This is a genomic window from Alteromonas sp. D210916BOD_24, assembly GCF_047159385.1.
Classification (GTDB): Bacteria; Pseudomonadota; Gammaproteobacteria; order Enterobacterales; family Alteromonadaceae; genus Alteromonas.
Genome location: NZ_AP038333.1, coordinates 1,720,354 through 1,744,929, shown reverse-complemented (window position 1 = coordinate 1,744,929; position 24,576 = coordinate 1,720,354). Strand labels below are relative to the sequence as shown.

Below are 24,576 nucleotides of genomic sequence, written 5' to 3'. Positions count from 1 at the left end.
ACACGCATGTACGTGATAATTATAATCCTGATTGTTGTTTTGCTCATTGCAGCAATATTTATAAACGCAGTCCAACAACATCGTCAGAAACAGGAAGCTGAACGTCGTGCCGAGTTAGCTAAACAGCGTACTATTGTTGACGAAACAGAAAATGTCATTGGTGCCAGCATGAATATGCCTGTTTCATCTCGTATCATCGGCATTTTACACAATCGTATTTTAAATTCATTGAAGACGATGAACGAACTGGCAAGTACGTCTGAACTTAAGCAACGTATTTCTAGTACAGAGCAAGCTGCCGCAGCTGCACTCTCTGACAATAGCGGTACACCTACTGATTTTGCATTACCTGATAATGACAAGGTCATAATTCAATATATTCAAGCCGTTAAGAAGCTAAGAGTTATTTTGCGTGCTGAGCACAGTAAAGGCCAAATTGATTCTAAAGTCTTTTTAGAGGAAGACCGTCAATTAGAGCGCTTACAGTTAAAAGTAAATGTTGAAACGCTGATTAAACGGGGTCGCGGTGCACAGCAGACGAACATGCTAGGTTCTGCACGCCAATATTATGAAAAGGCCAAAAAGGCATTGGAAAATCAGTCTCAGCCCGATGAATATTGCGTTTCTCGTCTGGCTACCCTAACTGAATGGTTATCTGATATCCAAAATAACCTCAAAAGCGTTAACGAAAAAGATCGCGCCAAGAGACAAGCTGAAGAGCGGGACGAACTGGACGAATTATTTGCACCAAAGAAAAAGTGGTGAGATTTATTTAACCTAGTAGGTTTCTATGGAAGGAGGTGAATATGTATAAACGCATTAAATATTCCCTTCTTTTTTTTGTAATATTCTCAACGAACACTTCGCCTTCATATTATTCTAAACAAGGCACTGATCTAAACAATTGCAAAGAAGTTATCATATCGGCCCACCCTAACTATGCACCTTTTCACTGGGTAGAGAATGGGAATTTAATAGGTGCATCAATTGAAGTAAGCGGACAGATTTTGGATGAAATGGGTGTCCCCTGGCGCGCTGTGTATGTCGGCCCATGGAAACGCGTACTACAACAAGCTTATATGGGAAACGTCGACCTAATTCCTGCGTTGAAGAAAACCACGGAGCGCTCTCAATTTTTACATTTCACTCAAGCTGAGTTTTATAGTAATCCAGTCGCCGTTTTTAAAAAGAACAATGAACACAGCCAACCTATTAATTCGTTAGGTGCGTTAGACGGATTGGTGGGTTCAATCAATACCGGAGATAGCCATGGTGAGCAAATCGATGCTTTCTTATCGGTGCAGAGTATCGTGCAAGTGAAAGGACTGGCTGAAAATTTTAAAATGCTTTCGTTAGGAAGAACAGACTACTTTGTTATAGGTAAACAAACAGCAAGGAGCTATTTAGAACGCAGTGGTCAAGTTAACGATTTTGTCAGCGTATTTGAAGTGACTAACAGCGTGGTTCATCATGCTTTTAGTCAACGTTCTGATTGCCTATTTTTACTTGAAGAATTTGATAAACGTCTTCGCGATAAAGTTAACCTCGGTGAAGTCAATAACGCTATCGAACGTTACAAAATAAAATGGCTAGATAGTAAACTTAGGAACGAATAGCATCAACATTTGAACTCTCACTTGTAATGCCTAACTGCTTGTTCCCACAGCGCTTGAGCAGAAACGGAAAGCCCCTTTTTTGCGTTGCAAAGTAGCCCGACATTTTTCACTAATGGCTCCGTTTTGATTTGTCTTATTTCAAGGCCTAGCCCTTTCATTTGCTGTTCACAGATTGACGGCATTATCGAAATACCCAAGCCGTGTTTAATCAACTTCCCTAACGTAGACAACTGTCCTGTTTCCGCAACAATATTAGGTTCGCCATATTTTTGCAGTTTAGTTTGCGTCCATTGACGTACTGCAGACCCCCTATTCATCATTACCATAGGTTGACTCAGGCATTCTTGCCATTGTGGAAACTTGGAAAGTTTTTGTGCCTGTATTGGATTGGCAACCACTACAAAATGATCGGCAAATAAACTCTCAAAGATGAGTCCGTCTTTACGTTCAGGCTCAAAAACAAATCCCAATTCACAACTACCGGCAGTAATTTCGTGAATAACTTGCTCCATAACCACATCCACTACCCGTATATTCACGTTGGGTGCAGCATGGTGAAATTCACTTAACAACAAAGGAAGATGAGACTCAGCGAAAGATGGCATTGCACAAAGTGTTAATTGCCCTTTTGCCATGGCAAACAAGTTTTGAATATCTGAAAACGTGTTATCCCAATCCCGAAGTAAGCGCAGTGCGTTCGGTAAAAGTTGTTCTCCTTCAGGGGTTAAATTGACGTTACGTGTGTTTCGTTCAAATAGCCGCCCTCCCAATTGTTGTTCTAACTTCTTAATAGCAGATGAAAGCGCGGGTTGAGTGAGATGCAGTTTTACAGCCGCATCGGCAAAGGTTGCATTACTCGCCACTTCGATAAAGGCACGTAGTTGTCGATAAGAGATATCCATGGTTGTAAACAAAACGCCTATTAATAAATAATATTTATTAATAGCAAGATTAATTCGATTTTACATAACAAGCAACAATGATAATACTATTTGTTAACAAACTAGCGTGGAGAGAGTAAATGGCTGGATTTAACAAAGTGGTATCGTCTTATGATGAAGCCATGACTGGCTTAGAGAACGGTATGACCGTTATAGCAGGCGGCTTTGGTCTGTGTGGCATACCTGAAGGATTGATATCACAGATAAAAAAAATGGGTGTGAAAGACCTGACCGTGGTATCGAACAACTGTGGTGTAGACGGTTTTGGTCTTGGATTACTACTAGAAGACAAGCAAATTCGTAAAATGGTGTCTTCGTATGTGGGAGAAAATGCGTTATTTGAAAAGCAGCTTCTCAATGGTGAACTTGAAGTGGAACTCACACCACAAGGAACGCTAGCTGAAAAGATGCGAGCTGGCGGTGCTGGTATTCCAGCGTTTTACACGGCGACTGGCTATGGTACGCCCGTAGGTGAAGGTAAAGAGGTCAAAGAATTTAATGGCCGCCCCTTTATTTTAGAACACGCCATTCAAGGTGACTTTGCTATTGTTAAAGCTTGGAAAGCCGATGAATATGGAAATTGTGTTTATCGCCATACTGCGCAAAACTTTAACCCTATGGCTGCTACGGCCGGCAAAATCACGGTTGTTGAAGCAGAAGAAATTGTCCCTCCAGGCACCCTAGCGCCGAGTGAAATTCACACACCGGGTATTTATGTAAATCGCGTGATAAAAGGTTCCTTTGAAAAACGTATTGAACGTCGAGTCGTCAGTAAGGAGGCACAGTAATGTTATCAAGAGATCAGATAGCTATGCGCGTGGCGCAGGAATTTAAAGATGGCGACTATGTAAACCTAGGCATAGGAATTCCAACCTTAGCAGCCAACTATGTGCCTGACGATATTAGTGTAATGCTACAGTCAGAAAATGGCTTACTTGGTATGGGTCGTTACCCGACGGAAGCAGAAGTCGATGCCGATATGATTAATGCAGGGAAAGAAACGGTAACCGCTATTACCGGGGCATCTATTTTCAGCAGTGCTGAAAGCTTTGCCATGATACGCGGCGGGCATGTTGATTTCACTGTATTAGGGGCATTTGAAGTTGATGTTTCAGGTAATATTGCGTCATGGATGATCCCAGGCAAATTAATTAAAGGCATGGGCGGTGCAATGGATCTGGTAGCAGGTGCTAAAAATATTATTGTTACTATGACCCATACCGATAAACACGGAAATTCTAAGTTGCTTCCAGCGTGTACGCTTCCTCTTACAGGGGTGAACTGTATAACGCGAATAATTACCGATTTGGCGGTTCTGAGTGTTGAAAACGGCGCTTTTGTTTTACAAGAGCGAGCACCCGGTGTCACAGTGGACGAAATAAAAGCCAAAACTGCAGGTAAACTCGTTGTACCTGAGAACGTTATTGAGATGAAGTTATAAATATCGGCGAAAGCCAATTTAACTTCGAGAGGCCTTCTTTAAAGCTTGTAGTTCTTTGGTAAACTAATTTTGAGCCTTTTAATCGCGAAACAGACCTGTAGGCTTAGTGCGATAAATTAATGGGCTTAAATTAAAGGGCTAAGTTAAATAGCTGTAACAAAGAGTAAAGGGTCTAGTGTTTTAAGGGCATTGTTATGCCCTTTTCTTTCTTTATGCTAACCATTAAGGGATAATACGCTTAATTATTTTATAAAGAGGCATCCCTTTGCTAGTTACCGATCTACCAGTACACCACAAAATAATTTCTAAGCTAGAAACGAAGAACATTTCGACACTGACTGAAATTCAAGAACGCACCATGTTGCCAGCCATACAAGGCAAAGACATCATTGCGTCTTCCAAAACTGGGTCTGGTAAAACCTTTGCTTTTCTGGTGCCCGCTATCAATCGATTGCTTTCGCAGAAAGCCCTAAGCAGGCAAGATCCCCGTGCGCTTATTCTCGCTCCTACCCGTGAATTAGCTAAACAAGTATTCATAGAAACTAAATCACTGTGTACCGGTCTTAATCTGACTAGTGCGTTAATTGTTGGCGGTGAAAACTATAACGATCAGGTAAAGGCATTGCGAAGAAACCCCCATATCATTGTAGGGACTGCTGGACGTGTAGCTGACCACTTACTTGACAAGAGTATGTATTTGAACGGATTAGAGCTACTTATTTTCGACGAAGCGGATCGCATGTTGGACTTGGGTTTTGCGGCCCAACTCAAGATGATTAACGACTACGCCGATCACAGAAAGCGTCAAACCATGTTGTTCTCAGCAACACTCGACAATATAGAATTAAAGCATATGACGGGTCAGTTGACCAAAAGTGCGGTAAGGGTGGCAGTCGGTGATGCAACAGCTCAACACGGCGATATTGAACAGCAATGTTTTTTCGCTGATAACGTGGCTCAAAAAGATGCAATTTTACGCAGTGAACTAGAAAACAGAGCTTACAATCAAGCCATTGTATTTACTGCGACCCGTGAAGACACCAATCGTATTGCAGAATGGCTAAATGAAGCTAATTTAGAAGCTATAGCGTTGCGCGGTGACCTACCGCAAAATCAACGGGCAGCCATAATGAGTAGCTTTGCACGTGGACAGCACAGTATTTTGGTGACAACAGACCTTGCCTCACGCGGCCTGGACTTGTCAAAAGTGGGATTGGTGGTGAATTTTGACCTACCTAAAAACGCCGATGAATACATACACCGCATTGGTAGAACAGGTCGTGCGGGTCAAAAAGGAAACGCCTTCTCGCTTATTGGACCTCGTGATTGGAAAAGCTTTGAAGCATTAAAGAACCACCTTCAATACGCTCTTGAGTGTTCAGCCCACACCGAATTTGAAGCTGAATTCAAAGGCTTTGCACCGAAGAAAAAGGTGTCACGTAACAAACCACAAACCACTAGTAGCAAGGCAAAAACAAAAGCAGGCAAAGGCCCAGCTAAAAAACGGGTAGACACCATGACTGGTGAAGATATTGGTATGGTGCCGGTTAAACGCAAACCGCGTAAGGCGTCAGACGATAACAATCTAGTGGATGACGACGAGAGTTAAGCCATCGTTTGTTATAGCCTATAGAAATGGGTAGGATTTCGCCATCACTATATAGTTGTGGCGCTTCGTTTTGAAACAATGCCTGTCTATTTGCGGCTTGATGTTCTGTATTTTGGCTATGAAAAAATATAAAACACTACTATTTAGACATAAAAAAGCGAGCATTGTTGCTCGCTTTTTTGAATTAACTATTACGTTTACTTTTTGGTGATAGCGCAATATTTGCTGACTAGTATTCCCACCAACACTCTTGCCACCACTCTAGAAACTCTTCAAAATCGATGTAACCATCGTCATTACTATCGATAAGTTTAAAGCCTTCTTGAACGTGACTCGCCTTGGTTTTAGGCGAGATAACCGTTAAAAGCTCGATAAATTCAGGCAAATCAATCTGACCATTTCCATCGCGGTCAAAGAAGCTGAAATCGTTCCTAATTTCTTCAATTTTTGATTCTGAAAGTTGAGTAGTCACTCGCATTCCTTTTTTGAACTGCAATGCATATGAGTGTAACGTCCTTCTTTCTGAGTGTCTACGCCTGATTTTCTTTTGCTTTCAACGCTCTTAACCTTTGCGCTTGAGCCTTTTCCTGGCGCTTTTGCTCCATGGTTAAACGCGCTTCAGTTCCAACGTGCTCTTGTTGGCGCTCTTTAGCTAACTGCACCTGCTTTTCGCGCTCTCTGAAGCGAGCAATTTGGTCTTCGGTGTGTTTACCAAAACAATGAGGACAGCTTACCCCTGGTTCGTATTGTTTGCTGCGTTTGTCCTCTTCGGTAATGGGCAAACGACAGGCGTAGCATTGTTCATAATGACTTTTTTCAAGGTCATGGTTTACCGCTACGCGATTATCAAATACAAAACAGTCGCCTTCCCACAACGATTCTTCTTTAGGAACCTCTTCTAAGTACTGCAGAATACCACCTTCTAAGTGATACACCTCTTCAAAGCCCTGCTCTTTCAAATACGCCGTTGACTTTTCACAGCGAATACCGCCGGTACAAAACATTGCTACTTTCTTGTTTTTTGAAGGATCGAGCTCTTTGGCTACATATTCAGGAAACTCTCTGAATGTTTCGGTTTTTGGATCAATAGCGTGTTTGAACGTACCAATTTCAATTTCATACCCATTACGAGTATCAATTACCGTTACGTCAGGGTCGCTAATAAGTGCATTCCAGTCTTTTGGCTTAACATAGGTCCCCACCGTTTTACGTGGATCTATACCTTCGACACCCATGGTTACGATTTCTTTCTTAAGCTTCACCTTGGTACGGTAAAATGGCTGTTCGTCGTGAAGCGATTCTTTGTATGAAATGGGGTTGATTCGCGAGTCGCTATTTAGATAGGAAAGCAGCGCGTCAATCCCTTCACGAGTACCTGACACGGTGCCGTTAATGCCTTCGTGTGCTAATAGTAATGTGCCCTTAATACCATTTTCTTCCATTGCATTAAGTAGGGGATGGCGCATTTCTTTGAAATTTTCAAGCGCAACAAATTTGTACATTGCGCAAACAATATATTTAGACATAAATTTAAACCTTTGCTGATTGGAGCGTAAGACCAGTGCAAAAATGCGGCGCGCAATATATCAAATAGATGCACAAAAATCCATTTCAAATACCTTCAAGTGGGCGAAGTAAGCACGCGGTGGCGTTTTAACGGCTTTAAATGAAAAATGGACATTGAGTTTGCGGGTATCAGTGTGATTGCCATGTAACCCAATATTTATGCTCCACCTAGTTACGCAAAACCTAGTTCTTCTTGAAAATCATATTGGTTGTCGTCTGCGTCTAGACCTGATTTTTCCGCACTATTTTGTGCCGCTTGCTGAGCCTTTAACACGTCATACAACAAAGTATTGTCTTCATTTAAGCGACTGCTGTATTGCTGGAAAAACCGTTTTTGTGCACCGAGACTACAATTATTGATAATTTCATCAGACAACCTTAACTTGTCATCGGTTTGTGCCAAGGGCGTAGGATTTAACGACTGAAAGAGTCGCGCCCCACTAAAGTCTGTCGAAGCTAATTTCGTTAAGGTGTGTATGGCACGCCAATCGCTATCCGCCATTTGTAAAGCTGGTCTGCGATAGTGATTGAGTACCTGCAAGTTATCATCGCCAGCTACTTCATTGTCATTGCCTTGAATACTGATGGGCTGTGCAAGGCTATGCTGATGCATGGCGAGATAGAGTGAGAACAGTGCACCTTTAGCAGTGGCTTTAGCAAGAATACCACTTGACTCCCATGCCATACTGGGGTCTATTGGAGTGGTTGTCTTAGTGTCAAATTCGCTGTGCACGCTTTATCATCACGGTAAATTAATTCTTATACTGTAGTTGTCGGCAACATAATGTTTTTCATGAGCTTATTATTGTCCTTCACTACATAATCGTTAATCATGTTAAGGTAATCTTTGCTCGCTTTTCGGATGTGAAATGCAATTTAGTAATAAACAAGTATTAATCGTGGAAGATCAGCGCCCCTTCCTTTTACTGTTAAAAGGACTAATGCATTCCATGGGGGCGAATGATGTAGTATCAAAATCCTCTGCCGAACAAGCGGTTTCTCTCTGTAAAAAACACAAATTTGATATTGTTGTTTGCGATTTACACCTAGGCGCAGATAATAAAAATGGCTATGAGTTAGTTGAAGAACTTAGAACCAGGCGTTTAATCAAACCCACCTCTGTTTTTATACTCATAAGTGCTGACAGCGCGCGTCCTATGGTATTAGGCTCAATTGATCGACGTCCTGATGATTATTTAATTAAGCCGTTTTCGCAGGTTCAGTTAAAATCACGCATTGTTAGGGCTTGGAACAAGCGCCAGTTTCTTCAGCAAGCCTATTTGTTAATGGAACAGGGAAAGTTTAATACTGCAGTTGATCACGTCGAAGAACTCCTTGCCAGTCCGTCTCTCTATAAGGGGCATTGTGAGCAACTATTAGTAGAGCTATATTGGCAAATTAACGAACCTCAAAAAGCCTTGGATGTTTTACAAGAGTACATAAATGGCAAGCCTGTGCTGTGGGCGCAAATCGCTATAGCGAAAACCTATCTGCATTTAGGTGAAAATGAAAAAGCCATATCAACTGCCCGTAAAATATTGCAAAAGAACCGCTTCAACGCGGATGCCTTTGACATTATTGCCGATGCCAATCAGGCTTTAGCGCAAGGAGAGCAGGCACTCGATGCCATAAAAGAAGCCTTAAAGCTTTCTCCGTTTTCATTACAGCGCCACGTTAAGGCCTGTAAAATAGCACGCGCTAATCAAGACCTAGAACTAGTAGCATCATCAAGTCAGGCAATATGGAATTTGTCGAAACGCACAGTGAACCAAAGTAGTTTACACTGGTGTGGCATCATTAGAGCCATGCTGGATGTGGCTGAATTTTCTGATGATAGAAAACAGCGAAATAAGTACCAACAGGAAGCGCTTTTGACCCTGCAACGCGGCAAGTTCGACGAGCATTTGCAGCGTATTGATAGAGAATTTGACATTGATATATTTGGTAAAATTGTCAACGCCAGAGTAAGTGCGATAGACGGTAAGCTTATTGATGCCAAACGACACCTATTCGACTCGCAATCGGCACTTGAACAAAAATACCCCGAACTTCCTACTGCGTATATCCCAGATAGCATCAATATGATGTACAAATTAGGCGAATATGATGACGCCTTAGAATTATCGGAAATTTTAAAAGCGCGTGACGTTGAATTAGATGGTAATACTTCATCAATGCTTGCATCTCAGCAAAAGCACACCCAACAACACGTGGCAAGTTATCAAAAATATAATCGGGAAGGCATCCAATATTATCAACAACAAGAATACGAAAAAGCAAAGGCCTCGTTTGCGCTTGCACAAGGGTTTGCACCAGTTAATACTGGGGTATCGCTAAACCTTCTGCAATGCTTTTTACAGATAATTAAAGCCAATAACAAAGCAGATTTGCAGTTAGCCAATGAGTGCAAGCGTTTATTTAAACTTATTGACGATATGGAATTGCGTGACCCTTATAAAGAAAAATACAGCAACTTAAGGGAAGAGCTAACCCGTTATTTAGGTTTCTAACGGGCTTTAGATGAGTGATTATATCTATTGCTTCCCTACTCTACCAATTGCTGTTTTTTTACGTCTTATAAAAATACGTCGCAGCAAAATATAAATATATTCCATAACGCTCCCTCTCTTACGTTTTTTCACCTAAACCTTTTTTTACAAATGAGTACGTTCACACTGTTTATTCTCATACTCACTCTTTATGTTGGTGTTTGTAACAGCGCCAACCTCTCATACACATCTCAATAATTTATTTATCAACTAAGTGAGAGATAGTTCAGTTAAAGCCCACTACTTTGTTGTCGAGTGTGGTTGTGCTTAAGCCGCGGCCCGCAATTAATGCCTATCAGATCTATGTATAAGGAGACACAAATGGCTAAACCAAATAACTTCGCTGAACAAGTGAGCCGTGCTGAGGAAAGTAAAGCAAAAAGACTACAAGCTGCTGATATTGCAAAAGCCCGTACCGATGCAATACTGGATCCAGCGACAGCTATATCACCGCATATGACCAATGGCGATGAGGCTTTAGCAAGTAAAGCAATGAGTTTTACCAAAGGACTTACTCACGACCCTCATACCGGATTGGTTAATAGTTCCGCTGACTTCGATGCACTAGTAAAGGCAATAGATAGCGGGGATCCCGCTGACTATAAAGTAATTAATACTGGGGATTCTGGAAACTACAGTTGGCGAGCGTGGGAAAGCGGTTCTGCTGGATTAACCTATGATCTGCAAGGCCCTGATAGCCACGCCGTTACCATGCCACCTTCTCCTGGACTAAACCACCAATTCGATATATTAACCGGCGAAATAGCAGAGCTATATGCTCAGGCGTTACTGCGTGATGTTCACTTTGGTGTGTTTTCAATGAACAAGAACATCTATTTAGATTTTGTAGGCCAATACACTAACAACTATCACTGGTATAAAAAAGAATGGAACAAAGCAGAAGATGTCGTCGACAGCCTGGCAAGCTTTTCATTTGACCATCGTAAGTCACCAGCTCCCTTTAATTTGCTCACCGCCTTTCGCGGGTTTACTCAAGGCGACATAGACGGACCGTATCTCTCTCAATTTCTACTAAGTGGTGATAATGGTCTAAATACGAAAAACGATGACTCTCCAGAACACGATGCCTGTGACGGATTTATACGCTATGGTGCACAGGTCATCGATCAACGGGTTAGACAAGCCAGTAAAAAAGATTACCTTACCAGTTGGAACGAATGGTTACTTATTCAAAATGGTGGTGATGCCAGAGGATTAGAGCAATACAAAGGAAATAATCGCCGCTTTATCACTACACCACGAGATTTGGCCACCTTTGTACATTATGATGCCCTTTATCAAGCCTATCTTAATGCGTGTATTTTGCTGCTAAATATTGAAGCACCATTCGGTGATGGTATACCGTTTAGTGACGGTAACGATCTTAATGACAAACAGCAAGGCTTTGCCCTTTATGGTGGCCCACATATTTTAACCTTGGTCACTGAAGTCGCTACTCGCGCACTAAAAGCTGTGCGTTATCAGAAATTTAATGTGCATCGTCGACTACGCCCCGAGGCATTAGCGGCACGTCTTGAGAAAGCCACACACATGCCTGATGAGATTAAAAACAAAATTGTAACTATGCGCCAGCAAATAGCTGACTCAGGGCTAATGAACCGGTTGTTAGATAAATCGGGCAATCTATTATTACCAATGGCATTTGCTGAAGGTTCCCCCATGCACCCTTCTTATGGCGCGGGTCATGCAACAGTCGCAGGCGCTTGCGTTACCATGTTAAAAGCCTTTTTTAAGGGAGATAATTTTATTCACGTTTCTAAAAATGGTGAAGCAATAACTGTAGACGAGCACTGCCATCAAGGCGATTATGCGTTTGTTCCCTCACTTGATGGCCGTCGACTTCGCGTTGTCGAAGTCAGTCAATCACTGACCTTAGAGGGCGAGTTAAATAAGTTAGCAGCAAACATTTCAATTGGTCGTGATTGGGCAGGCGTTCATTACTACAGTGACTACTACGAATCTATGCTAATGGGCGAAGAAATAGCCGTAGGTATTTTGCAAGAACAGACCATTACGCATAATTCATTGGAAAACCTGTCATACAAGTTCACTAGTTTTGAGGGGAATCATGTCGTAATTAAAGACGGTCAAGTGATATTAAATCCTTAACGGGCGTGGTGAATATAAGTACATCTAGTTACTAGTTCAGCCTTTCAAAATCGAAAGGCTGTTATAATGTTGAAGTGTGTTAATCTCGACGTAGACAAAAGGCTGCGAACCGCAGAATCTGTGCAGCCTTTTACTCTTTTTCGTGGCTCATATACGAATCCTCTAACTCGGTCTAACTATTTGAGCCTGGGACTGCACGACTGTTCTTCGGTTAAAAAGCTTCCATTTAGGTCGAGAATCGAACACTAATGATTAACTGCCCCTAGTTACCTTTAAAGTTCGCTACCATTTCGATCAGTTCTTCAATATTTTCGACCAGTGTCGCTTTTTGTTTTTCACTCATCGTTGTGAATATCTCTGCAAGCATCGTTGCCGTTACCTTTGTGTTATGGCCACTTGCCTGTATATACGATTCACTTTTAAAGCGATCTTGATTTTGCATAAGTTGTGTAAGTTCGTTAGCAAAATTGATATTGGTGGTACGGGTTACAAACAAACGCCTAGCAGCATTTTGAATCTCTCGTCTGTAGGTTAACCAATCCTCAGAAGTTGAAACAAATTGTTCAGCATAGGTAGCAATAATTTGCTTTTGAGTGTTGCTCAGTTTACCTATACGTTCAGCAATACTTTCTTCTATTCTCTCCTTTCTATCAGCAAGTCTTTTCGCTTCAGGCTTAGCTAGAACTGCTAAGCGTTCCTCTTCTTCCTCTTTGTTATCCTTTTCTAATGCAGCAAACAGCGCTATAACCTGATCATCGCTAAGTTCGTTAGCAAGCACAGCGAGTTCAGGGCTAATTTCGTCTCTTACGCGTTCCCAGTGGGCTTTACCTTTATTTAAATTTGCATATATAACGTCATAATCTAATTCGTTATTTATGACTTGAGACTTCAGGGCTTCCAAATGATTCTGGTATTTTGCTAATTCTGAAGTTTTATGCCAGCGAAGCCAATTTTGTAAATAGCTATCAAACTGTTCCTCTTGCTTATTGTTCAGTTCAATATAGTCATCTAAGTACCAATACACCCACCAATCTAGATTATTGTAAGCGAATTTTGAACTACAGCCCGACAGAACAAACGCCAATAAAAAGCCTATTAACCAACGCATAACTTTCCCTATATTAATAAATGAGCTATTCGCTCGTACCCACTATGTCCTTTTGACTAGCAGGAAAATGACCTAGTTTATTTAACTAATTTGACAATCACTAAAGCGAGTTGCCAGACCTGAAATTACCCGACCTCGCCTACACTTATCTTATTACTAGTTCACCCAAAAAAAGTTTACTGAATAATACTTTACGTAAGGAACACTCTCATTTAACTTAAATGTATAGCGCGCTTTCATTGTTTGACTACATTAAGAGCGATAGTTGCAAATTTAGAAGGATTTTATTGTGTCAAAACGTGTCGCAATACTTACGTCGGGTGGTGATGCCCCTGGTATGAACGCGTGTATTCGAGCAGCAATCATAGCTTGTCAACGTGCTAAACATACCTTGATTGGTTATCGTCACGGTTATCATGGTTTGATTAATCAGGAGTTTATTACGCTCTCTCCTGATTCAACTCACAACTTGATCCAACAAGGTGGCACTGTACTTCGCAGCGCGCGTTGCGAAGAATTTAAAACCGTTGAAGGCTCTCAACGCGCAGCTGATAATTTACGCGATGCTGACATTGATACCCTTGTGGTTATCGGTGGAGATGGTTCGTTTAAAGGCGCGTGCCATTTAAGCCGTTATTGGGATGGTCAAATTATCGGTATACCCGGCACTATCGATAATGATGTATCAGGCACAGACGCAACCATAGGTTATTACACCGCCATCGATACAGCGATGAGCTCTATAGATAAAGTAAGAGATACTGCAGACGCTTTTGAACGTATATTTTTAGTTGAAGTGATGGGACGGCATGCTGGTTTTCTCGCGCTCAATGCTGCGCTAACTTCTGCTGCAAATTATGTCATCGTCCCTGAATTTTTTAAATCAGAGGAACATGATATAGCGCTGATCATCAAACAAATAAATGGGCAACGTGCCCTTAAGGGCACGGTAAGTTTTATCATTGTTGTGGCTGAAAACGTGTGGCCCAATGGGTTGCCAGGCTTAACTGAAGCGCTCAAAAAGCATGGGATTGACGATGTCCGGCCTGTAACATTGGGGCATGTACAACGTGGCGGTTCGCCGGTTAGTCAAGACAGACTTCTTGCGACTACTCTGGGTGGTTTTGCTATTAGCTTAGTGGGTACAAAGCATACGAATATTATGGTCGGTGAAGTCAATCAGCGTCCCGTCATAGTCCCGCTAGAACAAACGTGGCAAGGCGCTAAGCCCTTAACTGATGCAAGGGTTGAAACCATGGAAACACTGATGAACAAACGCTACAGCTAATTTAGACGAAAAAAGCGCTGATACAAGCGCTTTTCATTTGGCCAAATTTGTATTTTTGCATCACATCTTCATGGCCGCTTTCACTTTATCTCTATGACTGCGGCTAACTTTAAGCTCAGTGTCATTTTGCAAGATTAAGTGGTATTCACCACTAATGTGACTGACCAATTTTTTCACAAAGCGTATATTCGCGATGGCTGAACGATGTACTCGCACAAAAAACTGCGGATTAAGCTCCTGCTCCAGTTCTTTCATCGTTTTACGCATAATATGCATTCCGTCTAACGCATGTACACACATATAATCGCCTGCGGCATCAATCCATTGTATGTCCTGTACATTAACTCGCGTTACCTCTGAACCATCTTTTATTGCAAGTACTTCCGGGTATGGGTTTGTCTCAACAGGCTCACCATTGGCCAATTTGCGCAAAATTTCCTCACAATCATCACCGGTTAGTTCTGCCACTAAGCTAACCAGCTTTTTGGACTGTTCATCTTGGTGTTGTGTAGTGAAGTACTCTCTGACCTTATTCAATGCTGCGCCAAGCCGCTCATCGTCAGCAGGTTTCAATAGGTAATCGAGCGCATGTATATCAAACGCTTTGATTGCGTAACTGTCGTAAGCGGTAACAAAAACGATCATAGGGATCGGCTGTTTTAACTCGCGAAGTTTATGAATAACCTGAAAGCCATTTAAACCTGGCATTTGAATGTCGAGAAATACTAAATCTGGTCTGTGCTGCGAGATACTGCTTACAGCTTCAAGGCCATTTTGACATTCAGCAAGTACCTGTACATCGTCATGACGTTCTAATCTGGCGCGGAGCCCTCTGCGCGCTAGGGGTTCATCATCCACTACAATGGTTTTTATAACTTGCTTTGTCATGCTATAGATCCTTAACTTCATAAGGAATACGAATTCTTACTCGTACACCAGAAGGCTGATTATGTTCTATCGAAAATGCAAAATTACGTTGATATAACGACTGCAATCTTTCTTTTATATTAGCCAAGCCAACCCCATTTTCACGACTTAACTGGCCATCTTTAATATCTGCACCAGGCCCATTGTCTGCGACATCTAACAGTAAATCGTTACCAAAGGTTCGCGCAGTAATGGATATGCGACCACCGTTTTCCATTTTTGAAATAGCGTGTTTAATTGCGTTTTCAATAATGGGTTGAAGGATCATACTCGGCACTAAAGCACAATTACAGTGTTCGTCAATATCCCAAACCACTTCTAGACGGTCGTCAAAGCGTACCTTTTCTATTTCTAAATAGAGTCTGAGTGCTTTTATTTCCTGGCCTAATGGCACTCGTTTTATAGGATCATTGTCTAAAGAATAGCGCAAGAAATCACTTAGCCTAGACACCATGGCTTCAGCAGTATCATTTTCTTTTAATAAGATTAGTGTGGAAATGGCATTAAGGGTATTAAACAAAAAATGAGGGTTTAATTGATAGCGCAACATTTTTATATGGGCCTGATGCGCCATGGTGCTAGCCTTCAGAGCATTTTGCTTTTCTTTTTGAAGCATTTGAAAGTTTTTAATACCAAAATATACCCCACTCCAACAGCCCACCATAATTAATGAATTAATCGTGTTGGTGAAATACATATACCATTCATCAGGTCGGTAGCCGTGTTTATAAATTTCCCAGTAATTAATGTTTTTCACTACGGCCCACAACAATGCAATTAGATAGCAGGACACGATAACGATAATGAGCATATTCAGCGGGGTTTGCTTTCTTGCCCAACGATAGATATAACGAAGCGGAATGGTCAATAACCAACCTGCGTAGGCATTCAGAAGAATGATGAAAACCCATATAGGTCTTACATCATGTAAAAAAGATCCTATGTAGTAGATGATTGCAAATCCTGCCCACCCCGCACTGTGCAGGGTCCAGAATAAACGCTCATTACTTTCGATTACACGCTGAAAGCGACTCACATTAATACCAACTTAAAAACTTATGTTACAGATTATACGCAAGCATGGAGGCGACCCAAGAAACTTGGTCGTGTAACCTATGCGTCTGGTCGCACCATTTTTGTGAAGCGACAATACGCCCTAATAATTGATGTTTAGGCGTTTCAACCAATGTACCCACCACCAGGCAGGTCCAATAAGTAAAAAACGCAAGTCTTCGAAAAAGGAAGGTTTTTTACCTTCAATTTTGTGCCCTATAAATTGTAAAATCCACATGGCAATAAAAAGGCTCAGACACACTTTCCACACTGAAAGCCCAAGCAATACAAGTAAATTGACCGCCCCAAAACAGGCAATAGTTAATAACGTCATAGCTGCGCCAATCGGGCCTGAGAGTAAAAAATAGTAATATAAAATGGGAATTGCACAGATATGCGCCCATGTAACAGAAAACTGTGCGACGAACTCTGGAACGGGAATACTCCACAATAAACCGAGTGAAACAAAATAAATACTCGGTACAGCGATAACGTGAATAAGTATATTAGTGCGGTTTCGATGACTCTCACCGTATTGCAACAATAGCCTTTCAATACTTCTCATGGACAATCCCCTTTTTCTGTCTGTTTTTATAGGGTTTATTGGATCAAGTACCAAACTACGGACTTTTTTTGATTTGTAATTAAGTTAGTAGTGTGTGTCTGGAAAGCAAGGTATTAATGAGCTTTTCACTGCAATCAAAAGCGAGACCGTAGTATATAATATCGCGCTCTAATTTATGATTCTTTACTTTAGCTTTTAAAGTCACCTCTTTTCCATCTAGCGAATATATTATGGAAACCGGTGATTCATCTAACATTACACCCCAATTGGGTTTAACTTGCAGCGCCACCTTACATCCTTTCGGTGAAATATCCACAATGATCCCCGAAACAGTTTCATCTGTTGGATAGACATCTGATTCTAACGATATAGATATACCCAGTTGAGCGCGCTTGGTAGAACGCAGTCCAATACTTTCAACGCGTTTGGGAAAACTCGTTACCAAAAGACCTACAGGTTTAGATAAAAGCTTTAGTACCTTTACTCTAAAAGCAATAACCTGCCCTGCGTCACCTTCCAATACAGAGCGCACCACTACCTCATTTCCTACGGTAAGTGCATCGCGTACCGTAATCCATTTTGCGGATGTGGGTATATGAAACAATAAGCACTCATCGATTAACATGCCTACATAGTCAGTTTTTACACGTTTTGGCGCTGCAGGCATTGAAATTTGTAAATCTACAGTGTCGCCGGGATCAAGGGTGCGCAACGAAGCCAGCCCTTCGGCACTAATCTGTTTACTTTGAATGTGTTCCGACATGTCTGTTTACTAACCTTAAAACTCAATTTGCTACGTACGTAGTATCACTTCATATCTTGCCTGCCATTAACAGAAAGTATAGCGAAACCTGTTTTACGCGCTAACAATGTAACGTGTTTTTGTTATTCAGACAAAATCTTCATTTTTCAATCATTAAACAGCGTACGAAACGGGCATAAATTATTGGGGTGTGACCAATAGATTGCTATAGTGTGGCTCATACAGAATTACTTTTCTCAGGTTGTTTATGGCTCAAGATGTATTGCATTATTCTCTCTCAGTTTCTAATTGGCGCGCTCACGAATTTACTGTTGTACTCAGTGTTCCTGCACACAAAGAAAAAACACTAACCCTAACACTGCCTAGTTGGATTCCGGGTAGTTATATGGTGCGAGATTTTGCTAGGAACATAGTGACCCTTACCGCTGAAAGTACGTTAAGTGGCACGCTCCTATCCGTTTCAAAACACGACAAGCAAACTTGGTTAATCGACACCCAAGGTGAAGCGTGTGAAGTTAAGTATGTGGTTTATGCTAACGACTTATCAATCCGTTCAGCATATATCAATGACCAATATGCGTTTATTAATGGCACCAGTGCTTTTCTAACTGTGTCTGGCTTTGCAGATGCCATATGTCAGTTAACTATTTCGCTACCAGAGCATGATCAACACCTCACAAACTGGGACGTGCATACATCGATGCCTAAGGCCAAAGCGTTGTCTCAGGGCAATACATGGGGTTTTGAAGTAGAAAGCTACGAAGAATTTATTGACCACCCAATATACATCGGTGTGGCTGATACCCATGAATTTACAGTAGATGGTGTCACTTTTACCTTGTTGTTTTCCGGTAATAATAAAATCGACTATGCCCGAATTGCGCGAGATCTCACGCCCATATGCCGTCACCACCTTGCCCTGTTTGGTGATCCTCAGCCAATTCAATCCTATTTGTTTATGACCCTGTTAGCAGATACCGGTTTTGGTGGCTTAGAACATAAATATTCGACTGCATTGCTTTATCCCAGATTTGACCTTCCAATGGTGGGCGATAGCGAGAAGAAAAGCGATAGCTACATCACTTTTTTGAGCTTGTGCAGTCACGAATTTTTTCATACGTGGCATGTTAAGCGAATAAAGCCAGACGTAATGGTTAATCCGGACCTTAGTAAAGAAAACTACACTAACCAACTCTGGATTTACGAAGGCTTTACCAGTTATTACGACGATGTAGCCCTCGCGCGAACCGGCGTCATTGAACCCCAGAAATATTTGGATATTGTAGGGCAAAATATCAGTCGATTATTGCAAAACGCCGGGCGTTTTAAACAAAGTGCAGCGGAGAGTAGCTTCGATGCCTGGACTAAGTTCTACAAACAAGATGCCAGTGCGACAAATAACATTGTCAGTTATTACAACAAAGGCGGCATAATTGCATTGGGGCTAGATTTGCTGCTACGCAATAAAAGTGACGGAAACATCACACTTGATACGTTAATGAAACTGTTGTGGGACAAGTATGGAAAGGATGAATCAGGCACCCCAGATAACGTTATAGAGACGCTCTGTTTAACTCATTTCAAAATTGATGTTAAGCCGTACCTTGATGCAGTAGTTTACGGCAAAGAAGACGTTAACGTTGCAGAGTTAATAGCAACCATTGGTCTTGCATATGGCACAAGAGCGCGCACATCAAGCGAAGACAAAGGTGGCCTTAGTACAGCTCCTACCATTAAGCATCAGTTTGGCGCTATCTTAAAGCCCGCACCGTTGGGTTTGAGCGTAACGCAAGTATACGCCGGGCTAGCGGCGATGAAAGCAGGCGTTCAATTAAACGATATTATCATTGCCGTAGATGGCCATGTGGTAAATCCAGCTAAACTACAACGCATGTTAGATAATGCACAGACAGATAGCGTTACCCTGACCGTAATACGAGATGGACGTTTACTTAGCCTTGATCTCCCTGTGATAGCAGCGAGAAAAGACATGGCATTTTTTGAAATTAAAGATAGTGCTGTGTTCACGCAATGGCTTGACACAAAAAGATAGCAATAGCTCCTGTTTTTAAACGCAAACAGCGAGGTACTTAACCTCGCTGTTCTTGTCAACTTCACTACGCTCCAAAGTCTTAATTAGTATCTGGCGTACCTGTTACCACAGTTTGAGGATCTAGACGCATTTTACCTAAATTTATACGCCAATCTAAATGAGGGCCTGTCGCTCTACCGCTCGCACCAATCGTTCCAATCTGTTGGCCTTTTTTCACAATGTCTCCCACCTCAACCAGCATTGAGTCTAAGTGAAGAAAAGTCGAAAACACGCGCATACCATGATCAAGAATTAGGGTATTACCCGAATAATATAAATCGTCTGCCAGTGTTACCACGCCATCAACAGGTGCATAAACAGGAGTACCTGTCGGTGCGCCTACATCAACACCATAATGGGGCCATTTAGGTACGCCATTAAGTACCCTCTGACTACCGTAAACACCAGTAATCGGACCTTTAGCTGGCCATTCAAAGCGAGTAAATAACGCATCAATGTCACTATTGTGGCTGCGCGCATTGGCAACGTTTATATTGTCTTGCTTTATTCTTTTTGTCACTTCAGCTGGCGGCGTAACCATTTTCGGTTCAAGGCCATCGATACGCTGAATATCGTATTCGCGCTCAGTTAGCGTGATTAACTTACTCGTTTCTTCCCCGTTAGCCTGATGAATCACTAGTTTGTGCGTAAGTGGTGCTTCACGCTCAAAACCTATTACAAATTTGCCTTCGCGATTGGTTTGTATTCTTTCATCGTTTAAGAAAACAACAGCGTCTTTAGCTACCTGACCTCTGACAAGTGCGCCTTGTGTAAAGACGCCATTCAGAACTACCGGGCTTGCCTGTGATGCCATTGAACCAGGTTGAGCAGTCTCTGCTTTGACTGACAATGTCCATAAAGCAGTAACAAACAAGCCGAGCAAAAGAAAATTGCGTAATTCCATGTCTGAATCCTTAGTGTGGAGCGTAAACTGCGTTTTGCGTTTTTGGATTAGCCAATTACAGTAGCCCCTTTGCCTACGCCTTCATAAGCAATCACTTGACAGCGGCCTTGTGGAGTACGTTTCTTCTGCTCAACAAGTAAATATTGTGCTAAACATTCTACCGTCGAATCTGTCTCGATGACTTCACAATCACATTTAGGAATTAAAAGTTCAAAATAGCCCTGTGACGATTCATAGGCGAAACAATAATAATCTGAAGGATTCGTCACCTCTCCTTGAAGGCAGCGTTGATCATAAGCTATTTCATCTTCACGGGTCGCAATGTAAATATCTTCCCAACGGGTCGCCCAGTATTGTTGACTTTGTTCACAGGGCACACCGTCTAATAAAATATCAATTCGCGATCGATGTCCGTGGGCAATCCGTTGGCAGTTACCGTCGTGTTTTTTAAGGCCGTGAGTATAATGATAATAAGGGCTATTTATAATTTCAGCGCGAAGATTAAGTGTGAGATTATCGACATTCTCTGGTAAATGTGTCGCGAGTACTTCTTTTAAGTAAACACCCACCGATTCCATGTCGATAACGTCAGCGTAGACAAATGCATAAGCTTCAGCTGGACAATGCAGCATGATGCTACGGTTATCTTCACAGGTAAATCGCACTTCGACTTGGTCGCTCACTTCATCGTGAATGACCTCTGCACCTTTATAATCAGCAGGTACTAATAATTTGTGATCGACATATTCATCAATCAGTCGTTTTAAATTTTTTTTCACGTGACCAAAGTCCTGGACCATACTCTCTTCATTGAGTTCCCCGTCCAAAACCACGTCGACAATCCAGCTTTCACCTACCATGCCACGTTTGGGGCAAAGGTAAGAGAAATCCATCACTGTCAAATCATTAACAAATAATTGCATAACACCCTTGAATCGTGTTTATTTTCTGTAGCTAGTATACGTTTTTTATTACCTGCGCGCAGGTTTTAGTCCATAGAAGACTGGCGATTTAATTGATCCTTCAAATTAGGTGGGATCCCCCGAATAGTTAACGTATCCGTGGCAGGGTCGTAGAACACCCTATCACCCATTAGCTTGCGTTCAAAACTAATCGACACGCCACCACCTTGCCCGGTGAATTTTGCGAGTTGTTTTAACGCCGCAGGATCAGGTTGAATTTCTTTCTCTAACGGCACTTCTAAAGACTGTGTAAACGAAGAAAAGTTAGCATTGGTGTCTTCGTTACTGGGTAATCGATGCGCTAGTTCATCCACTGACAAGCTCTCACCCGCATCAATCTTTTCTTTAAAATAAGACTTAACTTCTTCTCTATGTTGATGTTGTTCTTGTGGATCGAGCGTCTCACTGGCTAAGTACGCATCTACCGTTGAAATGAGTTGTTTATTTTGCTGTTTCACATCGACCAACTCTTCACAACCCACAAATTGCATAAAGAAGTCAGACACCTTACGTCCCATTCTACCCTTGATAAAACTAACGTAACGCTGTTGTTCGGGCTGAATTGCCCATTGGGTTAAGTCAAACCTTACTGCTAATTGCATACGAGCAAGATCGAGATGCTCGCGTGCCGATAAATCTAAAGAGTTTGTTACTTCTACATGTGAACGCGTGTTGAGAAGCGTAATCATCAAATACTGTGTTGCCAGGTACTCATATTGGCAAAATATCAGAAAACCTGTTTCTACCGTTCCGGTATCGGCCAAGGTTTTAACCAAACGTTTAGTCGCTTGTACAGAGAAGTCGTGAAAGGCTTCTTCTACATTATCCCCGGCAGCTTTCTGGATGTCCATGTACTGTTTCAAGCCCATGGCAAACTCTGATACATCTTGTGTATGGTTTTGCTTTATATGCTCGCCTTCATCGTTCTCTACGGTTTCAGAACGTGTAACTTCACTTACAAAGTGGCCCACTCCTTTTCCTGGCTTTGTATTAAAACTGTGATTGATTTGATGCGCCAGAAGCTCAATTTCAGGCGTCACTGCTAGGCATTTGTCGCGCGGAATGGCTTCTATTTTCTCTTCCTTGTTTACGATTAAACGGTGTACAACGAAGTGATGGATCAGTGCACTCATAGATGATCGGGTGTCCTGTTGCTTAAAAAATGTCTGAAATATCCAAAGAATTGCGGGATTTTAGAATGAATGATTGTACTCACTCAAACAACGATTATAATCATTTTACAAGTAAAACCATTCTTTTTATCAAAGAAATCATAATAAAGAGGCGTAGCAATGCCCCAACAGAGCCGCTATAGCAACGACGAATTCGAAGCGCTAATGAATAAAGTTATTCTAACACTAGAAGAAGGCGGTGCAAATCGCGACCTTTCTTTAATGGTGCTTGGAAATGTCATCACCCATATACTTAAGACTCAAGTTAGCCCGGAAAATCGTGAAGCCATGGCAACGCAATTTGCCGATGTGCTGAAAAAAAGCGTAAAAAGTAGCTAGAGTTTAAGCATGATACTTGCCGAATCTCCACGTCGTCAGCGTGTGACAAAATTGGTCAATTGGGGGCACTGGTTCGCCTTGGCCAATATTATTATCGCCATCGTCATTGCCTCTATTTTTGTATTTTCTTCACCTATGCCTGGTACAGGAGTGGGAACACTCTATCTGCTCGCTAATTGGTTTGGGCATATTGGTTTTATGACTTTCTTTGGCTTTGTCATTTTCATACTGCCATTGTGCTATTTGGTTAGTAATCCCAGTATTATCAAAGCCAGTGCATCTATAATTGCAGCTGTCGGACTCGCGCTCTTAGCGTTTGATGCCCTGCTATTTAATCGCACTGGTTTTCATATTAGTTTTCACGCTGCTGACCTATTGAGGAATGAAGCTCAAGCCCAAATTGCTATAGAAAATTGGCAGCAATGGGCATTTTTGTTTTTGTTATTTGTAGTGTGGTTAGGCTTTCAATTAGTTCTAGCCAATGCAATCTGGAAAAGGGTTGAGCGGTTTAATCGCTATAAAGTTGGCATTCCGGTAACTACTTTTTTTGTCAGTTGTTTTGTGACTGGTCATGCCATTCACGTTTGGGCAGATGCTAAGTTATATCAGCCTATTATTAAGCAAGATAACATGTTCCCGCTTTCCTACCCTGCAACGGCAAAAACCACAATGTCGCGGTATGGTTTGTTAGATTTAGCGGCCTATGAAGAACGCAAACAACTTCAGTTTAATTCAGATATACACAATATTACTTATCCTGCAGAACCGGTATATTGTTCTATCGAAACCTCTAAAAACCTTACTGTGGTAGTTCAAATAGACAATAACTCAGAACCTGACCTATCAAGCATGGGGTTAAGTACTATTGAGAACTACTATTCGACAGCGAGTACTATCGAAGGGTTAATAACGACAACCCTTTTTGGTGTACCTGAAATTTATCAAGAAGCACTATCGCAAAAACGGCCTGTGCTATTAGCTTTACCGCTAGGTTCAGGCATGCCTGTATCGATTCACAGCGATAGTGCGCTACCGCTTCCACATTTGTCTGGCTATTTACAACCATTAAGCAATAACCATCAGGGATTGCATATTGCGTTTTTAGCAAGCGAACAAATTCAGCAGTATGTCAAAGATGCGTTAGCTCGGCATCATCAAATAATTGTTGCAACGGGTTTTGGTGGTGAATTAGCTAAAGGCCAACTTCATAGTAACCTTGCATTGAAAGCCAACCTGGCCAGTACAGAAGATTTAGCACCAACAATCCTAAATGCGTTAGGCTGCAACGCCCCCAGTACCTTTTATTCAACGGGGCAAAATCTCATTTCACCTACGCGCCCCTGGCTCGTAAGTACATCAGGCGAACGTATTGTGGTGTTTCACGATAACAAACGCACTGATGTATTAAGTAATGGCAGCTATGAAATCAGTGATATGGAATCAGGCAAGCGCAGTAAGGAATCTTTAAACGTTGATTTGTTGTCGCAAGCTATCAAACACCTTTCCCGTTTTTCTAAACAAAATTAGGCGCACATTGTAGTTTAAAAGCAA

The 24,576-nt window shown here is 41.8% G+C and carries 23 protein-coding genes; 11 read left to right on the top strand and 12 right to left on the bottom strand.

What is annotated here, in order from left to right; genetic code table 11:
* Positions 1-6 precede the first annotated feature (6 nt).
* Both ACMCM8_RS07530 and ACMCM8_RS07525 read left to right on the top strand, forming a co-directional pair.
* A complete protein-coding gene (locus tag ACMCM8_RS07530; protein WP_412727014.1) occupies positions 7-765 on the top strand; it encodes a hypothetical protein in 759 nt (252 codons plus the stop codon).
* A gap of 41 nt (positions 766-806) precedes the next feature.
* Entirely contained in the window at positions 807-1,616 is an 810-nt protein-coding gene (locus ACMCM8_RS07525) for a substrate-binding periplasmic protein (protein ID WP_412727012.1), read from the top strand.
* A gap of 17 nt (positions 1,617-1,633) precedes the next feature.
* On the opposite strand, the gene ACMCM8_RS07520 is transcribed toward ACMCM8_RS07525, so the two are convergent.
* Complete coding sequence (locus ACMCM8_RS07520; protein WP_412727010.1) at positions 1,634-2,518, bottom strand: LysR family transcriptional regulator; 885 nt, start codon at positions 2,516-2,518, stop codon at positions 1,634-1,636.
* Positions 2,519-2,637: 119 nt separating this feature from the next.
* Between ACMCM8_RS07520 and ACMCM8_RS07515 the strand changes: the two genes are divergently transcribed.
* From ACMCM8_RS07515 to ACMCM8_RS07505, 3 genes are all read left to right on the top strand, one after another.
* Positions 2,638-3,345 carry a CoA transferase subunit A gene (locus tag ACMCM8_RS07515; protein ID WP_412727008.1) on the top strand — a complete coding sequence of 236 codons (708 nt, stop codon included), beginning with the start codon at positions 2,638-2,640 and terminating at the stop codon, positions 3,343-3,345.
* A complete protein-coding gene (locus ACMCM8_RS07510) occupies positions 3,345-3,998 on the top strand; it encodes a CoA transferase subunit B (protein ID WP_412727006.1) in 654 nt (217 codons plus the stop codon). Before ACMCM8_RS07515 ends, ACMCM8_RS07510 begins: the two co-directional genes overlap by 1 nt.
* 265 nt (positions 3,999-4,263) lie before the next feature.
* Positions 4,264-5,607, top strand: coding sequence for a DEAD/DEAH box helicase (locus ACMCM8_RS07505; protein ID WP_412727004.1), 1,344 nt, complete (start codon positions 4,264-4,266; stop codon positions 5,605-5,607).
* A gap of 229 nt (positions 5,608-5,836) precedes the next feature.
* Here the strand turns inward: ACMCM8_RS07505 and ACMCM8_RS07500 are convergent, their stop codons facing one another.
* From ACMCM8_RS07500 to ACMCM8_RS07490, 3 genes are all read right to left on the bottom strand, one after another.
* Positions 5,837-6,085, bottom strand: coding sequence for an EF-hand domain-containing protein (locus ACMCM8_RS07500; protein ID WP_412727002.1), 249 nt, complete (start codon positions 6,083-6,085; stop codon positions 5,837-5,839).
* A 52-nt stretch (positions 6,086-6,137) separates the two neighbouring features.
* Complete coding sequence (locus ACMCM8_RS07495) at positions 6,138-7,133, bottom strand: rhodanese-related sulfurtransferase (RefSeq protein ID WP_412727000.1); 996 nt, start codon at positions 7,131-7,133, stop codon at positions 6,138-6,140.
* Between the two features lie 212 nt (positions 7,134-7,345).
* Positions 7,346-7,906, bottom strand: a complete 561-nt coding sequence (locus tag ACMCM8_RS07490) for a hypothetical protein (RefSeq protein WP_412726998.1) — start codon at positions 7,904-7,906, stop codon at positions 7,346-7,348.
* Positions 7,907-8,042: 136 nt separating this feature from the next.
* Here ACMCM8_RS07490 and ACMCM8_RS07485 point away from each other — a divergent pair, with 136 nt between their 5' ends.
* Together ACMCM8_RS07485 and ACMCM8_RS07480 are read left to right on the top strand one after the other, a co-directional pair.
* Complete coding sequence (locus tag ACMCM8_RS07485) at positions 8,043-9,683, top strand: response regulator (protein WP_412726996.1); 1,641 nt, start codon at positions 8,043-8,045, stop codon at positions 9,681-9,683.
* Between the two features lie 360 nt (positions 9,684-10,043).
* Positions 10,044-11,852 carry a vanadium-dependent haloperoxidase gene (locus ACMCM8_RS07480; RefSeq protein ID WP_412726994.1) on the top strand — a complete coding sequence of 603 codons (1,809 nt, stop codon included), beginning with the start codon at positions 10,044-10,046 and terminating at the stop codon, positions 11,850-11,852.
* Between the two features lie 262 nt (positions 11,853-12,114).
* On the opposite strand, the gene ACMCM8_RS07475 is transcribed toward ACMCM8_RS07480, so the two are convergent.
* Complete coding sequence (locus ACMCM8_RS07475; protein WP_412726992.1) at positions 12,115-12,960, bottom strand: DUF6279 family lipoprotein; 846 nt, start codon at positions 12,958-12,960, stop codon at positions 12,115-12,117.
* 289 nt (positions 12,961-13,249) lie between these two features.
* Between ACMCM8_RS07475 and ACMCM8_RS07470 the strand changes: the two genes are divergently transcribed.
* Positions 13,250-14,248 (top strand): 6-phosphofructokinase, encoded by a 999-nt coding sequence (locus ACMCM8_RS07470; RefSeq protein ID WP_412726990.1) that lies wholly within the window; start codon positions 13,250-13,252, stop codon positions 14,246-14,248.
* A 60-nt stretch (positions 14,249-14,308) separates the two neighbouring features.
* Here the strand turns inward: ACMCM8_RS07470 and ACMCM8_RS07465 are convergent, their stop codons facing one another.
* From ACMCM8_RS07465 to ACMCM8_RS07450, 4 genes are all read right to left on the bottom strand, one after another.
* A complete protein-coding gene (locus ACMCM8_RS07465; RefSeq protein ID WP_412726988.1) occupies positions 14,309-15,136 on the bottom strand; it encodes a LytR/AlgR family response regulator transcription factor in 828 nt (275 codons plus the stop codon).
* 1 nt (position 15,137) lies between these two features.
* The gene (locus ACMCM8_RS07460) at positions 15,138-16,211 is read right to left on the bottom strand and encodes a sensor histidine kinase (RefSeq protein WP_412726986.1); all 1,074 of its coding nucleotides are present in this window, start codon (positions 16,209-16,211) and stop codon (positions 15,138-15,140) included.
* Positions 16,212-16,331: 120 nt separating this feature from the next.
* Complete coding sequence (locus ACMCM8_RS07455; protein ID WP_412726984.1) at positions 16,332-16,793, bottom strand: DUF962 domain-containing protein; 462 nt, start codon at positions 16,791-16,793, stop codon at positions 16,332-16,334.
* A gap of 79 nt (positions 16,794-16,872) precedes the next feature.
* Complete coding sequence (locus ACMCM8_RS07450) at positions 16,873-17,556, bottom strand: flagellar brake domain-containing protein (RefSeq protein WP_412726982.1); 684 nt, start codon at positions 17,554-17,556, stop codon at positions 16,873-16,875.
* 247 nt (positions 17,557-17,803) lie between these two features.
* Between ACMCM8_RS07450 and ACMCM8_RS07445 the strand changes: the two genes are divergently transcribed.
* Complete coding sequence (locus ACMCM8_RS07445; RefSeq protein WP_412726980.1) at positions 17,804-19,609, top strand: M61 family metallopeptidase; 1,806 nt, start codon at positions 17,804-17,806, stop codon at positions 19,607-19,609.
* A 79-nt stretch (positions 19,610-19,688) separates the two neighbouring features.
* On the opposite strand, the gene ACMCM8_RS07440 is transcribed toward ACMCM8_RS07445, so the two are convergent.
* From ACMCM8_RS07440 to yejK, 3 genes are all read right to left on the bottom strand, one after another.
* A complete protein-coding gene (locus tag ACMCM8_RS07440; protein WP_412727650.1) occupies positions 19,689-20,462 on the bottom strand; it encodes a M23 family metallopeptidase in 774 nt (257 codons plus the stop codon).
* Between the two features lie 137 nt (positions 20,463-20,599).
* Complete coding sequence (locus tag ACMCM8_RS07435) at positions 20,600-21,475, bottom strand: 6-pyruvoyl trahydropterin synthase family protein (RefSeq protein WP_412726978.1); 876 nt, start codon at positions 21,473-21,475, stop codon at positions 20,600-20,602.
* A gap of 65 nt (positions 21,476-21,540) precedes the next feature.
* Positions 21,541-22,647, bottom strand: coding sequence for a nucleoid-associated protein YejK (gene yejK, locus ACMCM8_RS07430; protein WP_412726976.1), 1,107 nt, complete (start codon positions 22,645-22,647; stop codon positions 21,541-21,543).
* Positions 22,648-22,806: 159 nt separating this feature from the next.
* Here yejK and ACMCM8_RS07425 point away from each other — a divergent pair, with 159 nt between their 5' ends.
* On the top strand, positions 22,807-23,025 hold the full coding sequence (locus ACMCM8_RS07425) for a DUF1414 domain-containing protein (protein ID WP_412726974.1): 219 nt from the start codon (positions 22,807-22,809) through the stop codon (positions 23,023-23,025).
* A gap of 9 nt (positions 23,026-23,034) precedes the next feature.
* Complete coding sequence (locus ACMCM8_RS07420; RefSeq protein ID WP_412726972.1) at positions 23,035-24,552, top strand: DUF3413 domain-containing protein; 1,518 nt, start codon at positions 23,035-23,037, stop codon at positions 24,550-24,552.
* Positions 24,553-24,576: the final 24 nt, after the last annotated feature.

Excerpts from the sequence above, each read along its gene's own strand:
- ACMCM8_RS07450 (WP_412726982.1), bottom strand. The coding sequence starts at position 17,556 with ATGTCGGAACACATTCAAAGTAAACAGATTAGTGCCGAAGGGCTGGCT.
- ACMCM8_RS07420 (WP_412726972.1), top strand. The coding sequence starts at position 23,035 with ATGATACTTGCCGAATCTCCACGTCGTCAGCGTGTGACAAAATTGGTC.
- ACMCM8_RS07525 (WP_412727012.1), top strand. The coding sequence starts at position 807 with ATGTATAAACGCATTAAATATTCCCTTCTTTTTTTTGTAATATTCTCA.
- yejK (WP_412726976.1), bottom strand. The coding sequence starts at position 22,647 with ATGAGTGCACTGATCCATCACTTCGTTGTACACCGTTTAATCGTAAAC.
- ACMCM8_RS07520 (WP_412727010.1), bottom strand. The coding sequence starts at position 2,518 with ATGGATATCTCTTATCGACAACTACGTGCCTTTATCGAAGTGGCGAGT.
- ACMCM8_RS07480 (WP_412726994.1), top strand. The coding sequence starts at position 10,044 with ATGGCTAAACCAAATAACTTCGCTGAACAAGTGAGCCGTGCTGAGGAA.
- ACMCM8_RS07465 (WP_412726988.1), bottom strand. The coding sequence starts at position 15,136 with ATGACAAAGCAAGTTATAAAAACCATTGTAGTGGATGATGAACCCCTA.
- ACMCM8_RS07440 (WP_412727650.1), bottom strand. The coding sequence starts at position 20,462 with ATGGCATCACAGGCAAGCCCGGTAGTTCTGAATGGCGTCTTTACACAA.
- ACMCM8_RS07495 (WP_412727000.1), bottom strand. The coding sequence starts at position 7,133 with ATGTCTAAATATATTGTTTGCGCAATGTACAAATTTGTTGCGCTTGAA.
- ACMCM8_RS07500 (WP_412727002.1), bottom strand. The coding sequence starts at position 6,085 with ATGCGAGTGACTACTCAACTTTCAGAATCAAAAATTGAAGAAATTAGG.
- ACMCM8_RS07485 (WP_412726996.1), top strand. The coding sequence starts at position 8,043 with ATGCAATTTAGTAATAAACAAGTATTAATCGTGGAAGATCAGCGCCCC.
- ACMCM8_RS07445 (WP_412726980.1), top strand. The coding sequence starts at position 17,804 with ATGGCTCAAGATGTATTGCATTATTCTCTCTCAGTTTCTAATTGGCGC.
- ACMCM8_RS07455 (WP_412726984.1), bottom strand. The coding sequence starts at position 16,793 with ATGAGAAGTATTGAAAGGCTATTGTTGCAATACGGTGAGAGTCATCGA.
- ACMCM8_RS07530 (WP_412727014.1), top strand. The coding sequence starts at position 7 with ATGTACGTGATAATTATAATCCTGATTGTTGTTTTGCTCATTGCAGCA.
- ACMCM8_RS07425 (WP_412726974.1), top strand. The coding sequence starts at position 22,807 with ATGCCCCAACAGAGCCGCTATAGCAACGACGAATTCGAAGCGCTAATG.
- ACMCM8_RS07515 (WP_412727008.1), top strand. The coding sequence starts at position 2,638 with ATGGCTGGATTTAACAAAGTGGTATCGTCTTATGATGAAGCCATGACT.
- ACMCM8_RS07435 (WP_412726978.1), bottom strand. The coding sequence starts at position 21,475 with ATGCAATTATTTGTTAATGATTTGACAGTGATGGATTTCTCTTACCTT.
- ACMCM8_RS07475 (WP_412726992.1), bottom strand. The coding sequence starts at position 12,960 with ATGCGTTGGTTAATAGGCTTTTTATTGGCGTTTGTTCTGTCGGGCTGT.
- ACMCM8_RS07510 (WP_412727006.1), top strand. The coding sequence starts at position 3,345 with ATGTTATCAAGAGATCAGATAGCTATGCGCGTGGCGCAGGAATTTAAA.